The organism is Sorangium sp. So ce1504 (genome assembly GCF_051521635.1).
Classification (GTDB): domain Bacteria; phylum Myxococcota_A; class Polyangia; order Polyangiales; family Polyangiaceae; genus Sorangium; species Sorangium cellulosum_B.
Window position 1 is genome coordinate 1,286,961 of sequence record NZ_CP150365.1, and the last position, 14,870, is coordinate 1,301,830.

General features: G+C 69.9%; 12 protein-coding genes. 3 read left to right on the forward strand and 9 right to left on the reverse strand.

From position 1 onward, the window contains the following. Positions 1 to 288: 288 nt before the first annotated feature. Positions 289 to 588 carry an STAS domain-containing protein gene (locus WMF39_RS04795; protein WP_012233514.1) on the reverse strand — a complete coding sequence of 100 codons (300 nt, stop codon included), beginning with the start codon at positions 586 to 588 and terminating at the stop codon, positions 289 to 291. After that, a complete protein-coding gene (locus WMF39_RS04800; protein WP_437327675.1) occupies positions 585 to 1,172 on the reverse strand; it encodes an ATP-binding protein in 588 nt (195 codons plus the stop codon). Before WMF39_RS04800 ends, WMF39_RS04795 begins: the two co-directional genes overlap by 4 nt. A 65-nt stretch (positions 1,173 to 1,237) precedes the next feature. Here WMF39_RS04800 and WMF39_RS04805 point away from each other — a divergent pair, with 65 nt between their 5' ends. After that, entirely contained in the window at positions 1,238 to 1,969 is a 732-nt protein-coding gene (locus WMF39_RS04805) for a sugar transferase (RefSeq protein ID WP_012233516.1), read from the forward strand. A gap of 84 nt (positions 1,970 to 2,053) precedes the next feature. Here the strand turns inward: WMF39_RS04805 and WMF39_RS04810 are convergent, their stop codons facing one another. The 5 genes from WMF39_RS04810 to WMF39_RS04830 all read right to left on the reverse strand — a co-directional run bounded on the left by WMF39_RS04810 (position 2,054) and on the right by WMF39_RS04830 (position 9,184). After that, complete coding sequence (locus tag WMF39_RS04810) at positions 2,054 to 3,430, reverse strand: O-antigen ligase family protein (RefSeq protein ID WP_437744366.1); 1,377 nt, start codon at positions 3,428 to 3,430, stop codon at positions 2,054 to 2,056. A gap of 116 nt (positions 3,431 to 3,546) precedes the next feature. Beyond that, entirely contained in the window at positions 3,547 to 4,512 is a 966-nt protein-coding gene (locus WMF39_RS04815; protein ID WP_437744367.1) for a hypothetical protein, read from the reverse strand. Between the two features lie 114 nt (positions 4,513 to 4,626). Then, positions 4,627 to 7,092 carry a hypothetical protein gene (locus tag WMF39_RS04820; protein ID WP_437744368.1) on the reverse strand — a complete coding sequence of 822 codons (2,466 nt, stop codon included), beginning with the start codon at positions 7,090 to 7,092 and terminating at the stop codon, positions 4,627 to 4,629. Next, a complete protein-coding gene (locus tag WMF39_RS04825) occupies positions 7,089 to 8,099 on the reverse strand; it encodes an NAD-dependent epimerase/dehydratase family protein (protein WP_437744369.1) in 1,011 nt (336 codons plus the stop codon). The genes WMF39_RS04820 and WMF39_RS04825 overlap by 4 nt, the downstream gene beginning before the upstream one ends. Beyond that, a complete protein-coding gene (locus tag WMF39_RS04830; protein WP_437744370.1) occupies positions 8,096 to 9,184 on the reverse strand; it encodes a Gfo/Idh/MocA family protein in 1,089 nt (362 codons plus the stop codon). The genes WMF39_RS04825 and WMF39_RS04830 overlap by 4 nt, the downstream gene beginning before the upstream one ends. 177 nt (positions 9,185 to 9,361) lie before the next feature. On the opposite strand from WMF39_RS04830, the gene WMF39_RS04835 reads away from it, so the two are divergent. After that, complete coding sequence (locus tag WMF39_RS04835) at positions 9,362 to 10,603, forward strand: glycosyltransferase (protein ID WP_437744371.1); 1,242 nt, start codon at positions 9,362 to 9,364, stop codon at positions 10,601 to 10,603. Between the two features lie 153 nt (positions 10,604 to 10,756). Then, the gene (locus WMF39_RS04840; protein WP_272100194.1) at positions 10,757 to 11,134 is read left to right on the forward strand and encodes an STAS/SEC14 domain-containing protein; all 378 of its coding nucleotides are present in this window, start codon (positions 10,757 to 10,759) and stop codon (positions 11,132 to 11,134) included. A 160-nt stretch (positions 11,135 to 11,294) separates the two neighbouring features. Here WMF39_RS04840 and WMF39_RS04845 read toward each other — a convergent pair whose 3' ends face one another. Together WMF39_RS04845 and WMF39_RS04850 are read right to left on the reverse strand one after the other, a co-directional pair. Next, positions 11,295 to 12,497 (reverse strand): P1 family peptidase, encoded by a 1,203-nt coding sequence (locus WMF39_RS04845; protein WP_437744372.1) that lies wholly within the window; start codon positions 12,495 to 12,497, stop codon positions 11,295 to 11,297. Beyond that, positions 12,494 to 14,791, reverse strand: coding sequence for a D-alanine--D-alanine ligase family protein (locus WMF39_RS04850; RefSeq protein ID WP_437744373.1), 2,298 nt, complete (start codon positions 14,789 to 14,791; stop codon positions 12,494 to 12,496). Before WMF39_RS04850 ends, WMF39_RS04845 begins: the two co-directional genes overlap by 4 nt. Between the last annotated feature and the right edge of the window lie 79 nt (positions 14,792 to 14,870).

Here is a 14,870-nt window from a genome sequence, read left to right on the forward strand (position 1 = left end):
GCACCCCGGTCAGGCAGGCTGGTTGGCTATGGTAGACGTGCGACGCCCGAGCGCCAGCTTGTTGCACCCGGCTCCGGCTGTGCCCGCCGCGCGCAACCCCACGCCTAACACGCCTCCAGTACGCGCAGCACGCGCAACCAGCACCACGGCGACAGGGGGCACCGCCCGGGCGACGCCAGCCGCGCTGCACCGTCCGCGCGACACCTGCCGCGCGGCGCTGCCACCGCAACCGTTGTCGACGGGTGGGCCGGGGGGCCGGGGTGGCGGCGCGCGCGCCGCCACCGAGCGTCACGTGGGGAACACCCGATCGAGGCGCAGCAGGCGGAAGATCGCGCGCGGCTGATCCCTCAGCCCGACGATGCGCACCTGGCCGCCGTTGGCCCGTACCCGCTTGAACAGCGAGACGATGACGCCGACGCCCGAGCTGTCGATCAGCCGGAGGGACGAGAGCTCGAGCGTGATGTTCTGCCGGTTCTCGGCCACCAGCTCGTCCACCAATGTCCTGAACTCCGGTGCGGTCACTGCGTCGAGGGTCCCCTCGAACTGCACGACCGTCTCACTGCCGTTATCGGTCCGCGTATAACTCATTGGATTTTGATTCCCCCTGCGGCGCGGGTCGCGCCCGAACGGGAGACGCTCCGCATTCGAAAACTGCTCGTCCGATGCCCTGTCGCCCCGGCGAAATCGGCGTCGGAATGCTCTTGTTCGCTGCTGCCTTCACCCCCGTCGCCGGCAATACACGAGCTGCCCTCCCTCCGTTTCACAAGACGGAGGACATTCGGACTGCCAGGACAGTAGTCGACCTCATCCATGAACGACTTGATGATGAAGAGCCCCATCCCGGACTCGGGGAGGTCGTCGATGGGAGGGTTGTCGATGGCCGCGGGATCGAAGCTGCAGCCCGTGTCCATCAAACGGATGATAATGCCGTCCGCGTCGGACTCGATCTCGATGTCGACGTCGCCCGGCGGACCAGCGCGGTATCCGTGAATCGCGATGTTGTTGAACGCCTCGCCGAACGCCGAGACGGTCTGGTCCTCGAAATCCTCCTGGGTGAGGCCGGGCGACCCGCCCTCGACCCTCCCCGGCGCGGCCATCTTGCATGCGGCCGCCACCACGCGGAGGGCGAGGTGGCGATAGGTCAACGAACCTGGTACGCGGAGTCGGATCACGCCCAAACCTCCATCCGAGCTTGTACCCTACCACGTTCTCGACTATGGGAGCCACAAGGTAAACAGTGACACCTGGCGTTCGTGTAGCGAAACGTGCGATCGACATCGCGGGCTCGCTCGTGGGTCTCACGCTGACCCTCCCGCTCTACCCCCTCATCGGCGCGGCTATCTACCTCGAGTCGCCCGGGCCGATCTTCTACATGCAGCGCCGTGCCGGGATGCTCATCGGCACGGAAGTGCGGGACGGCGTGGCCTACCCGCGGTTCGTCGAATTCCACATGCGCAAATTTCGTTCCATGCGCGTGGATGCCGAGAAGTTGACGGGGGCCGTGCTCGCCCAGCAGGACGACCCGCGCATCACCCGGGTCGGCCGCTTCCTGCGCAAGACGCGCCTCGATGAGATCCCGCAGTTCTGGAGCGTGCTCATGGGCGACATGAGCATCGTGGGGCCGCGCCCCGAGCGCCCCGAGCTGCTCGTCAACCTCGCGCTCGCCATTCCCTTCTTCGAGGAGCGGATGCGCGACATCAAGCCGGGCATCACGGGGCTCGCGCAGGTGTCGCTCGGGTATACCGGACGCGCTCCGGCGGAGAGCGAGGTCGCCGCGTTCGAGGCGACGCTGACGAACCCGTTCGGCCTCGAGGAGGCGGAGGGGGCCGAGGCCGACGACATGCGGATGAAGCTGCTCTTCGATCTCGCGTACGCCGCGTCGCTCGAGAAGCTCTCGACGTTCCTGCAGATGGAGCTCTCGATCATCGTGAAGACGCCGCTCGTGATGGTCCTCGGCCTCGGGCGCTGAGCGGGCCCCGGCCCGGCGCGGGCGTCGCGGCCGCGATGCTCCGTGCGTCATGGCGCTGAACCGGGGCAACTTCCCGCGGCTGTACTAACCCCTCTTGCTGAGCACGACGATCACGAGCACCAGGGCGAGATCGGCCAGGATGAGCCGGTAGACGTCGCGCTTCTCGAGCCGGATCGAGAAGTTCGGATCGACGCTCCTGATGGCGGAATACAGCGCACCCGCCAGGCCGAAGTAGATCCAGAGCACGTAGTGGTAGGTGAACGAGAGGAAGAAGATCCCGACCATCATCCCGCAGAACCCGGCCATGATCGCCATGGACCAGGCGCGGATCGCCGCGAACTGGGCGCCGTGCTCGTACCGCTTGAGCGCGACCAGCGAGATCTTGAGGGTGAGGTAGATCATCGCCGTCCACGCGAACATCCCGAGCGGACCGAGCTCCGAGAGCGCGAGGAGGTACGCGTTGTGCGCGGTGAGCCAGTGGTGCTCCGTGAACTGGCGGAAGCCCGCGCCCATCAGCGGGAACATCCGGTAGATATTCAGGCCCTCGCCCAGGATCTCCGTGCGCTCGTTCGCTGACTCATCCGCCTCGCCCCCGCCGCGGCCGCCGAGCATCATGAGCGGCGCCGCGCAGATCGCGCCGAAGATCGCGCCGCGGATGCCGTACTTCTTGACGAAGTAGACGCCCAGCACCGTCGCGAAGACGAGCTGGCCGCCCCGGGACTGCGTGAGGATGATCGCGGTCGCGATGAGGAGGAGCGAGCCGAAGACCATGAGCGCGCGCGTGAAGGAGCGCTTCTGCTCGAACATCGCGAAGCTGAACGGCAGCACGATGCCCGCCGTGAGCGCGAGCTCGTTCGGATCCTGGAGCACGCCGCGCCAGCGCACGCGGCCGTTGATCGTCGACGTCTTGAAGAGGCCGACGCGCTCGCACAGGTACTCGACCTCGGGATCGGCGCCCGGCCCCTCGCGGCAGTCCACGCGGAGCTCGCAGGAGCGGCCGTCGGGGATGCCCGCCTCGCCGCGCGAGCCTCCGATGGTCTGCGTCATCGCCAGGCACTGAAACGAGGAGAACCCCTGGTGGATCGCGACGCCCGCCACGAAGAGACCCATGATGAGCACCGTGGCGGCGAGCTTCTGGAACCCTTTGAAGCCGTCGGGGCTGTGCCCGATCAGGAAGAAGAGGACGAACGTCACGCTGATCGAGACGAACCCCTCGGTGAACTCGGCGGGGTTCCGGAAGCCCAGCGTGAGCACGCACCAGGAGTAGACGACGATGGCCCACCGGAGCTGCGGGGTCGCCTTCAGCCTGACCTTGCCCATCGCGAGGTCGAGGCCCATGCCCATGAAGGCGAGGCCGAGCCAGAGGTACAGGAACGGCAGGCTCTCGAAGCGCTCGTCCCACTCCTGAGGCCTGCCGTAGATGAAGACGATGAGAAGGATGACCCCGGGGAGCGCGAGCATGTCGAGGGTCCTCGGCGGAGACGCCGTTCGGGTGGTGGGGGACGTTCCGGAGGATCGCGGCTCGCGTCAAGCGACTTGCGCTCGCTCCCTCCGGCGTGGTTTCCGGGCCCTCGACGCTACGTGCTGAGGCCCACGCGGCGCACGGCCTGGTTCAGGAACGGGACGAACTCATCCGCGGCCCTCGCGTTGCCCGCGCTCGAGGGGTGGTTGTCGGTGTTCCCCTCCGAGCCGTGCAGGGAGAAGTTGGACTCGCCCTTGTTCGTGAGCACGTCGTAGTAGTCGAAGACGACGACGTTCTTCTCCGGATAGCCGCTGAGCCAGCCGTCGGGCGACTTGACCCAGTTGTTGAACGAGCGGGCGAGATCCGCCTGGCGCTGCGCGATCTCGGCGTCGGAGGGCTTCCCGAGGAGCCGCTTCGCGGTCCACTTCCAGGCGGGCTCCTTCGAGCGTTTGAGGACGTTGGCGGGGGCGGTGACGTAGACGAACAGCGTGTCCTTCCGCTTCGCGAGGTCGGGCAGGATGGACGTCAGCGTGGCCTTCGCGTTCCAGACGGTGAGCTCCGGGCCGGCCGGGTTGCCGGGGGCGGAGCCCTCGCCGACGAAGCGGTTGTTGGGATAACAGGACTTGAAGACGACGATCCGGTTCACCACGCCGTCCGGGTGCATCTGGTCGTTCAGCGCGACCCGGAGCACCTTGTCCATCTTGTCGCGGAACTTGGGCGCCCAGTCGAAGAGGTCGGTCTTCTCGCCGATCTCGCTGCCGTAGGAGGCCTCGTGGACGCGGTAGCTCTGCTCCGTGAGCTTCTTCTTGAGCCCGCCTCCGTTCGGGTGCGCCTCGTAGACGCACGACGCCTTCTCCTTCTCGGCGCCCGTCTCCGTGAGGAGCTGGCCGCCGCACGAGTGATGGATGAACAGGAGATCCAGCGGGGTATCGGGCCGGGCGCTCGCGAAGCCGGACAGATCGAGCGAGCCGGCCTTCGCGATGGGGCCGGTCGCGGCCGGCGCCGTGCCCTCGATGGGGATGAACATGGCGCCCAGCGCGACGAGAAATGCGCCGGCAGAGACGAGTCGCTTCTTGCTCATGGCATCTCCGTACAGGACGTGGGCAAGGAGAATGGATTATTGCAGCGCGCCACGCCGAGGACAAGCGTGGCGCGGAGGGCATCATCGTCGCATTTGCCGTTTGCGACACGGCGCTCAGAAGGTGAGGACGCCGCCCTCGTCGGCCTTGGCGGCCGAGCCGGCGCGGATCGTGATCTCGTCGCCGCCGCCCGCGGGCTTCCTGATCACGTCGTAGGACGCGCCGGGGGAGAGCCCCGTGACGACGTGCTTCGTCACGCCGGGGAGCGAGGTGAACTGCACCTCGGACACAGCGCCCAGCTCGACCGGGAACAGGACCAGCGTGCCCTTCACCGCCGCGCCAGCGAACGGCGTCCCGCGCTTCGTGCGCACGAGCGTCACCGGATCCGCCGTCGCGTTGCCGGCCGCGCCCTGGAGCACGTGCAGGAAGCGCGTGTCCTTCGGCATCGGGGCCGGCGGCTCGACCCGCAGGGTCGCGAGCATCGGCTCGTTCTCGGCCGGCTTGGTGTCCCAGGTGCCCGTCGGCTTGTACGGCTCGGCCACCATGACGGCGCTCTCCGGCAGGAGCGTGGTCACGAAGAGCTTCTGCCCCTTCGCCGTCGTGGCCGTCGCGAGCTTCCCCGCGACCTGCGCCGCGCTCGGCGTCTGCACGAAGAAGCGCTTGAAGCGCCCGTCCTTGCCCGTGGCGGCGCGGTCGTAGAGGACGAGGTGGTCCGGCTTGAGCCACACGAGCGCGCGGCTGACGTGCGTGACGTCGCGGATGTTCTCGTACTCGGAGTTGTAGAGCGGGGTCGCGTCGCCGAGGACGTAGACGTAGTCCTGCGCGAAGCTCTTCGCGAGCACCCTGGGATCGCCCGTGTGCACGAGCGGCCACTGGGACCCGCGCCGCCAGAGCTCGCCGCGGTTCGGGTCGTCGTGGCGGCGGTTCCTGTCGTTCTCGACCGCGAGGGTGTTGTGCTGCTCGGAGCTCCCCATGAAGGCGCCGTACCCGACGCGCTCCTTCGTGAGCCACTCGCCGCCGCGGTAGAAGCCGAAGCTGAGGCCGTCGCCGTGCTGGTGGTCGATCTGCTCCCAGCCGAGCTGGAACTGGAGCCACGTGGCCTCGGGCCCCCAGCTCGTCCTCGCGAAGACCTGGCCGAGGCCGGGGCCGTAGTGCGTGAGCGGGGTGGAGGGGCGCGGGTCGGTCGGGGTGACCGCCGGGTCGAGCAGGAGGAAGTACATGATCGAGTGGCGCTTGTGGACCTGGCCGAGCTGCGAGCGGGCGCGCCGCGCGAGGGCTGCGGCGCCGCCCGGGCCGGCGTGGATGGCCATCCAGCGGAGCGCGTTCAGGCGCTCGGCGTTGCCGCTGTTCTCGGCGTGGAGGCCGAGCGCCGCGAACGGGTCGATGTGATCCGTGTATTCGTAGCGCTCCCCGTCGCCCGTCCACGCGGCCTCGTGGGTCGGCCCGAGCCGGCCCGCCGGCGTGGCGGGGCTCAGGCTGTGGAGGTGGGCCGGGATGAACTCGTGCCAGAACGGGTTGCCGTCGAGGTGCACCTGCGGGCCCCACTTCGCCGGATCGGCCTCGCCGGCCGTCTGGATGGCGAGCAGCGTCTCGCTCACGTAGGCCAGCGTCGCGGGGCCGTACTGGAAGCCCTCCGGCGGCGCGCCGCCGCGCGCGTCGTTCCGCAGGACGCTGTCGGTCATGTAAAGCCACGCCCCGGCGACGTTGGCGAAGTAGTCCCTGAGCCGCGGGTAGGTGCCGCTCGGCTTCGGATCCGGCGGATCGTCGGCCTCGTCGAACGCGAGCGACAGGAGCGTCAGGTTGCGCATGTGCGACGTGAAGTAGTTGTTCGCGGCGTACCTGCGCTTCTTCGGCTCCTTCAGCATCGCCGGGTCGTTCAGCTTGCCCACGGGCTCGGGGTGATCGTGGCTCGTCGTCGACGACTTCAGCTGCTCCTCCGCCCAGCGGAGAAAGACGGGCCGTATCGCCGCCTTGTCCTGGGCCGAGAGGTACCCGTAGATCCAGTCGACCGTGAGGCCGAACGACTCGCCGGCCCAGCGGGCGCGGTCGCCGGTCGAGAACCTGCGGACGAAGGGATCCTGCGGATCCCCCTTGTTCACGCGATCGACGATATAGAGAAGGATCTTGCGCGCGCGGGCGGCGTGGTCGTTGCGGGCTGCCTCGTCGCTCGAGACGAGCGACATGAAGGCGAACAGCTCCGCGTGCGCCTCGCAGTAGATGCGGGCGTGGGTGCAGTCGCCCTCCGAGGGGATATTGCCCTTGTCCATCGCCGCCGCGGCCTCGGCCGTCACGGCGGCGAGCTCCTTGAACAGGGGGTTCGCCTGCGTGGCGCGCGCCCGGAGCTTCGGCAGATCAGCCGCGCGCACCCAGAGCCGGGGGTGCCCCTTGGCCGGCGTGGCCGGCGGCGCGGCCGGCGCGTCGAAGCGCGGCGCCGCGACCGCGAGCGCGGCGGTGGCGGACTGGGTGCCCTCGCCGCTGTGGACCGCCGGAGGCCCCGGGGTCTGCCGCCGGTCGCAGCCGGCGAGGAGACCCGCGAGGCCGAGCGCGAGGCCGAGCGACGCGAGCGACCGCGAGCCCGTCATGTCGCGCGTTCCTTGAGGTACGTGAACGTCCGCTGGAGGCCCTCCTCCGTGGAGACCAGCTGCTTCCACCCGAGCGCCTTCAGCTTCGTGTTGTCGAACCGGTTCCCCTTCCACGAGGTCGCGCTCTTGTAGGGCGTGAAGATGGCCGGCAGCTGCCCCTTCGAGTAGGCGTGGTAGCGCTCGACGAGCTTCGATATCCCGGCGAGGGCGAAGTAGGGCACCGTGAGCGAGCGGATCGGCTTCACCTCGCGCTTGTAGCGGGCGAGGTAGACGTCGGCCGTGGGCAGGTCGTCGTCGTGGACGTTGTAGACCTGCCCCCGCGCGACGTCGCTCCGGCCGGCGACGGCGATCGCCTCCGCGCAGTTGTCGACGTACGACAGCGGGAGGACGTTGCGGCCGCCGAGGTGCAGGAACACGCCGAAGAGGCTCATCCCCACGCGGCTGGAGAAGGCGTTGCCGCCGGGGCCGTAGATGACGCCGGGGCGGAGCACCGTCAGCGGGAAGCCGTAGCGCGCCTGGTACTCCCAGAAGAGCTTCTCCTGCCGGAGCTTCGCCTGCGAGTAGAGATCGCGCTGCGCCGGCCGCGTCTCCAGGGGCGTGTTCTCGTCGACGATGTACCCCCGCGGGAGATCGGCGACGCCGTAGACGCCGAAGGAGCTGACCAGGACGACGCGCGGCGATCGGCCGGTGTGGACGAGCGCCTCGAGCAGGTTCTTCGAGGCGACGACGGTGCTCAGGAACATGTCCGCGGGCGCGCCGCCCATGGCCGCGGCCACGTGGTAGACGACGTCCACGCCCTCGACCGCGCGCTCGGCGGCCTCCTTCGTGGCGAGGGAGCCCACCGCGACCTCGAGGGGGACGCCCCGCCGCTTCTCGATCTCGTCGAGCCGCGAGCGGTTGCTCGCGGGGCGGACGAGGCAGCGGAGGTCGGTCTCGCCGTGGGCGAGCAGCCGGTCGACGAGGGCCGATCCGAGGAAGCCGTTCGAGCCGGTGACAAGGACTTTCATGTGCGCGCCTTCTCCTGCGGGACCTGCCGGAAGATCTCATCCATCATCGACGCGACCCGGATCATGTCCCGGTACGAGATGGGCAGCTCCGCGCCCCGCGTGATGCTGTCGTAGAAGAGGCCGATCAGGCGGTTCAGCCCCGAGAAGAAGTGGAAGTCGCTGCGGGCGAACCGCACCACGTTCTTGCCCCCCTCGCGGAGGTACGAGAGGGCCTGATCGAAGGCCGGGACGACGCGCCCGATGGCGCTCGGGAGCTTCGGCGACGCGTCGAGGGTGACCGTGCGGCTCGTGAAGTCGACGTGGAGCGTGTTCTTCGTGCCGTAGACGCGGAGAAAGTGCCCGGGCGGCCGCGCGTGCGACGAGAAGGTCCCGTAGGCGCTGACGCGCGCGCCCTGCACCGTGACGCGGAGCTCGTCGAGCATGTCGTCGCGCGAGTCGCCGAACCGCTTCTCCCGGAGCGCGTAGGCGGTCGCGGTGACCTTCGGCTGCTCGTCGTCCACGAACTCGACGATCTTGTTCAGCAGGTGATCGACGTTGTTGTGGAACAGCTTGCCCGGGAGGCGATGGACCCAGTGCGAGCCGTCGCCGAGGAGCGCCGTGCCGAAGGGGCCGGCGAGGTTGTAGCCGAAGCAGCTCTCCACGTGGACGGGATCACCGATCACGCCGTCGCCGACGAGCCTGCGCATCTCGATGGCCGGGGGATCGAACTGGTACTCCCAGCCGACGGTCATCTTCTTCCCGGCGGCGGTGCAGAGCTCGATGAGGCGCCGCACGTCCGCGAGGTTCAGCGCAGTCGGCTTCTCCACGTAGACGTGGGCGCCGGCCTCGATGGCGCGCCGGGCGAGGAACAGGTGCGACTGCGGAGGGGTGGTGATGTGGACGACGTCGGGCTTCTCGACGTCGAGCAACCGGTCGAACGAGTCGTAGTGGCTCGGGATGCCGTAGCGCACCGCGATCTGCTCGGCCATCAGGAGCTCCAGGTCGCATACGGCGACGACCCGAGCCCGCTCCGGCATCTTCTGGATCTCTTCTATGTGGCCGTCGGCGATCTTGCCGCAGCCGACGATCGCGATTTTGAGGGTCATGCGGCGGCGGAGCGTACCGCAACGTGGCAGCCGAGAGCTAGGCTCTCGGCCGGCCCGCGGTCAGCGCGGACGCGTCCAAGCTCCTCCACGCGCGTCCATGCGCGTGGAGGAGCTTGATGACGGTCGCGGCGGCCTCGGGTAGGCTGCGCGGCGCAGCATAAAGAAGGGTGGTGATTCGTGCGCGTGCTCCATGTTCTTCATACGTCGCTGCCTGTCATTGCGGGATACACGATCCGCAGCGACTACATCATCAAGCACCAGGCCGAGCACGGGATGCGGCCGGCGGTGGTGACGTCGGCGCAGCAGGGGTCCGGGGATGCGCTGAAGGACGAGATCGGCGGCATCTCGTACTGGCGGACGCGCGAGCCTACCGGCAAGAAGCTGCCGCTGGTCAGGGAGCTCCAGCTCGTGCGGGCGCTGGAGGCGCGCGTCGAGGACGCGATCCGGGAGTTTCAGCCCGATCTCGTGCACGCGCACTCGCCGATGCTCGTCGGGCTGCCGGCGCTCGCGGCGGCGCGCCGCTTCGGGCTGCCGCTCGTCTACGAGGTGCGCGACCTCTGGGAGAACGCCTCCGTCGACCGGGGCAAATTCAAAGAGGACTCGGCGCCTTACAAGATCGCGGCCGGCCTCGAGACGATCGTCTACAAGTACGCTGACGCGACGGTGACGATCTGCGAGGCCCTGAAGAGCGCTGTCGCGCCGCGGGTGCGCAGCACGGACGCGCTCCACGTCGTGGGCAACGGCGTCGACTCGGACAAGTTCGCGCCGCGGGAGGCCCCGCCCGGCGCCTGGGAGCGCTTCGGGCTCGCCGGGAAGAAGCTCATCGGCTACGTCGGCACCTTCCAGCCGTACGAGGGGCTCCAGACGCTCATCGCGGCGATCGGCGACATCGCGCGGGAGATCCCGGACGCGCACGTCGTGATCACCGGGGCCGGCGGCCAGGAGATGGAGCTCAAGGCGTTCGCCCGCGAGCGAGGGGTGGAGTCCAAGGTGACCTTCACCGGGCGGGTGCCGCACGACGAGGTGTTCAACATCTACGCGATGGCGAGCCTGCTCGTGTATCCCCGCATCCGGACCCGGACGACCGAGCTGACGACGCCGCTGAAGCCGCTCGAGGCGATGGCCATGGCCCGGCCGGTGATGGTGAGCGACGTCGCGGCCATGGGGGAGCTCGTCCGTTATGGCGAGACCGGGTTCGTCTTCAAGGCGGGCGACAGCGCCGACCTCACGAGGCGGTGTGTGGAGGCGCTCAAGGACCCGGCGCGCCTCGAGCAGGTCGGCAAGAACGCGCGGGCGTGGATCCTCAAGGAGCGGCAGTGGCCCACGCTGCTCTCGCGGTACGAGACCATCTACGAGCAGGCGATCGCCGTGCGGCGCGGACAGGGCAAGTCGCGCGTCGGCGAGCCGCGCGCGGCGTGAAGGGCGGCGACCCCAGCCCGGGCTTCCCACGGCCGACGGCCAGCGTCGCTGCCGCGTGAGCGTCGCGATCCCTAGGCGCGTCCTCGCGCGATCCGGGGTATGATCACGCGGCCCCATCCCGCCCCTTCGGGAACTGGCAGGAGGTCTCTCAACGTGTTCGAGATCAAAGTCGACCGGATCATCGCCATGGTGGATTTCGTCCTCGAGGGGCGTGTCCGCCTCGAGGAGATGGAGAACTTCGTCAGCGAGCTGAGGAAGGCGTGCGAGAGCCTCCAGGGCCGGGAGATCAAGATCAAGGCCGATGTCCGCGGGTTCAGGCCGATGTCCCCCGATGTGGCGGAGAAGATCCGCGCCGTCCAGGAGTTCGGCCTGGAGCTCGGGGTGATGCGCGTCGCCGAGATCATCGAGAGCGACATCGTCGCGCTCCAGCTGAACCGCGTGGCGCGCGAGAGCGGCACGGACAAGGTCCTGCGGCGCTTCTGGGACGAGGACGCGGCCCACGAGTGGCTCCTCCACGGTGATCCGGAATGAGCGGCGGGCACCCGCTTCGGATACGGGCCCATCTCGACGTTTTCGGTGCTCAGCGCACCTGAGTGCGCTTCCGCGCCGAAAACGCCGATCTGGGCCCGTCTCCTGTGCGGGTGACCGCCGCTCGGCGGGGCCTTTGCCGGAGAGAAGGGGGCGGGGGGCGCTAGAAGAGGGGGGGCGGGTCGGAGGGGTGCGGGGGGCGGTACTGCTTCAGGATCTCGGCAACGGCGTCTAGCGGCAGGGCCGGCGCGTGGTGTCCGCTGTGGCCGGTCATGTCGACGCCGCCGAACATCGCGTTGAGGATCGCCTCCTCCACCACGTCGACGGTGGCCTCGTAGAGCGCGTCGACCTCGGTGTCGAGGACGAGCTCGGCCATGTGCCGGCCCGGCGCGAGGGGGTGCACGCTGAGCGAGCGGCTCGACCGGGGGGCGCTCCACTGCTCGGTGGCGACGCGAGGCACCCGGTTCGCGGTGCTCCAGGCGAGGACGATCTCCCCCGAGTTGTTGGCCGCATACCCGCCGGTCCGGCCGATCGCGAGCGCGGCGCGCCGCGCGAGGCGCGCGAGCTGACGATGGATGAGCGGGGCGTCGGTGGCGACGAGCACGATGATCGAGCCGGCGGGGCCCCGCCGCGGGACGTGGTTGAAGCGGTCGCTGATGAGCCGCCCGACCGGGACCCCATCGACGCGGAGCAGCTCGCGATCGCCGAAGTTCGACAGCACGAGCGCCCCCACGAGGGCGTCGACCCCGCCGACAGGGACCGACCGGCTCGAGGTGCCGATCCCGCCCGCGAAGTGGAACGTCTGCATGCCCGTGCCGGCGCCGACGCACCCCTCGGCCACGGGGCCACCCCGGGCGTTGTCGATCGCCTCGTCGACGTCGGCCTGCGCCACGTGGCGCCCCACGGCGTCGTTGAGGAAGCTGTCATCGCACTCGGCGACGACCGGGATCACGACGTCGTAGTCCTTGCCGATCTTGGGGTGCTTGCGCGAGAGCCACGCGACGGTCGCGTCGAGGACGCGGCCGACGCAGAGCGTGCTGCAGAGCAGGATCGGCGTCTCGCAGAGGCCCCACTCGTTGATTTGCGAGAGGCCGGTCACCTCGCCCGCGCCGTTGAGCACGTAGCTCGCGGTGAACACCCGATCGAGGAAGACGTCGCCGTCGGCCGGGACGACCGCGGTCACGCCCGTGCGCACCGGACCGAGGCCGGGGACGAGCTCGCCTTCGCCCTCGATCTTGGTCACGTGGTGGACCCGCACCCCAGGGACGTCCGTGATCGCGTTCTCCGGACCGGTCGGAAAGCGGCCGATCGCGAGGCCGAGATCGCGCAGCCGAGGGCGCCTGAGCGCGGTCGAGGGCGCGCTCATGGGCCGGCGACCTCGCCGTTCGCGACGGAGACCGTGTCGGAGAGGGGCGCGGCCTCCGCCGGGAGCGGCGCGGGCCCGGCGAGCGCAGGGCCGGGCGCGGCCAGCAGGCCCGGATCGGCGGCCGGCGAGGCGCCCGACGCGCTCGCGGAGGGCGCGGCGGCGCCCGCCGCAGGCGGCGCCGCGGTGAACGCGGGCCGCGGCGCCGTGGCGGCCCGGGCGTCGCGGTAGCGCTTGAGGCAGCCGGCCAGGATCTCGCCGATCAGCATCCGGTAATCCATCCCCGCGACCTTCGCGATCACGCAGAGATCGCTGAAGTCGGGCGTCAGGCCGGGCAGCGGGTTGATCTCGATGACGTACACCCTGCCGTCCTTCGCCATGCGCAGATCGACCCTGGCCACGTCGCGGCACCCGAGGGCCGCGAACGTGTCGCGCACGACCTTCTCGACGCGGCGGAGCTCCGACGGCGTGAGCTGCGCGGGGCACTCGAAGCGCACGCGCGGCGTGTCCGTTTGCTTCTCCTCGTAGCCGTAGACGGGGTAGGTGGGCGGGTCGACGAAGACGACCTCCATCGGCGGCAGCACCTTCGGCCGCCGCTCCCCGAGCAGGCCGACGGTGAACTCGCGGCCCGTGATGTACTCCTCGATGAGGGCCGGCTGGTGGTAGCGATCGACCAGCTGCTTCGCCGCGGCGCGCGCGGCGGCCTCGTCCTTGACGACGGACGCGGAGGTGATCCCCTTCGAGGTCCCCTCGGCGTTGGGCTTCACGATCACCGGGTAGCGGAACGGCTTCAGCTTCTCGCGCCCGGTCGTGACCACCTGCCACTCGGCCGTCTCGATGCCGGCGGCCCGCAGGATCTGCTTCGTGAGGCCCTTGTCGAGGGCGAGCGAGAGCGTGGTCGCGTCCGAGCCGCTGTAGGGGATGCCGAGCAGCTCGCAGAGCGCCGGCACCTGCGCCTCGCGGCCGCGGCCGCGGAGCCCCTCGGCGATGTTGAAGACGACGTCGACCCCGGAAGCCGCGAGCGCGCGCGGCAGGTCCGGGGTCGCCTCGAGCGGGACCACGGTGTGGCCGTAGCTCTCGATGGCGCTCGCGATCGCCTGGATCGTGCGCGGCGAGTCGAACTCGGCCTCCAGGTCGTGCATCGTGCCGGGGCCCGCCTTGTCGGCCGCGGCCGTGTCGCTCCGCTTCATGTTGTAGGTGAAGCCGACGCGGAGCGCGGTCCGCTTCGCCCGCCGCGGCTGGTTGCTCTCCAGGAGCGGCAGGAGCCCCCGCCGCTTGCAGGCGCTCCTCACGATGGCCCGGATCACGCCGTCGAAGTCGACGCCGCGCTGCGCCGCCGCGACGAAGACGCTGGCGCCCGGCTGGAGGGTGGGCAGCCCGTCGACCTCGAGGAAGTGGACGTCGTGGCCCTGGCTGCGCGAGGGGGACGGCGTGACCCGGAACTCGCAGCGAGCGTGATCCTTGAGGTCCAGGGCGCGCACGACGCGCGCCGTGATGGCCCGGATGCGCTCGATCGTGGCCGCGGGCAGCTGCGCCGGCCGGCGCGTGACCTGCTCGGGCTTCGCGTGCTTCAGGTTGAAGTCGTACACGTTGTAGCTGCCCGGCACCTGGGGATCGATCACGAACTCGATCGGGGTGAGGACGCCCTCGGGGATGCCGGTGCCGCTCGAGCGCGCGCCGTTCGCCTCCTTGAGGCCGTCGACGAAGGCGCACGCGACGTCGATGCCGGCGATGTAGTGCTCGACGAGCAGGCCCGCCTCGAAGCGCGCGAGCTGCCGCTCGACGACCTCGGCGAGGTGGTGCGCGTCCTCGCAGACGCTCCACTCCCGGAAGATGCCCTTGGAGGAGCCCTCGAAATTCGGCTTCACGATGACGGGGAAGCTCATGTCGTCGAGCGCGCCGCTGTCCAGGGTGGTCCGGTTGACGAGGCGGGCGCGCGGGGTGGCGACGCCGTAGCTCGCGAGGACGCGCTTCGTGAGCGACTTGTCGAGCGCGACGTTCAGCGTGTAGGCGTCGGAGCCGGTGTACGGGATGCCGAGCTCGTCGAAGAGCGACGGATAGAACGCCTCGCGCGTCTTGCCCTTGTGACCTTCGGCGGTGTTGAAGATGAGGTCCGGCTGGAGCGCCTCGAGCCGGGCGAGGACCCGGGAGGCCGGGCCGCTGACCTCGATCCGCTCGACCTCGTGCCCGGCTCGCTCGAGCGCGCCGGCGATGGCGGCGATCGTCTCCGGGCTGTCGAACTCGGCTTCCTCGGCGGAGCCCGTGATCTTCAGGTTGTGCGTGAGCGCGATGCGCATGGTCTCTCCTGTGCCGGTCGTCCGGGCCGCGGCTCCCCCGGTGCTCTGCCGGAGGCGCACGCGCGTGCGAGGTTACGGC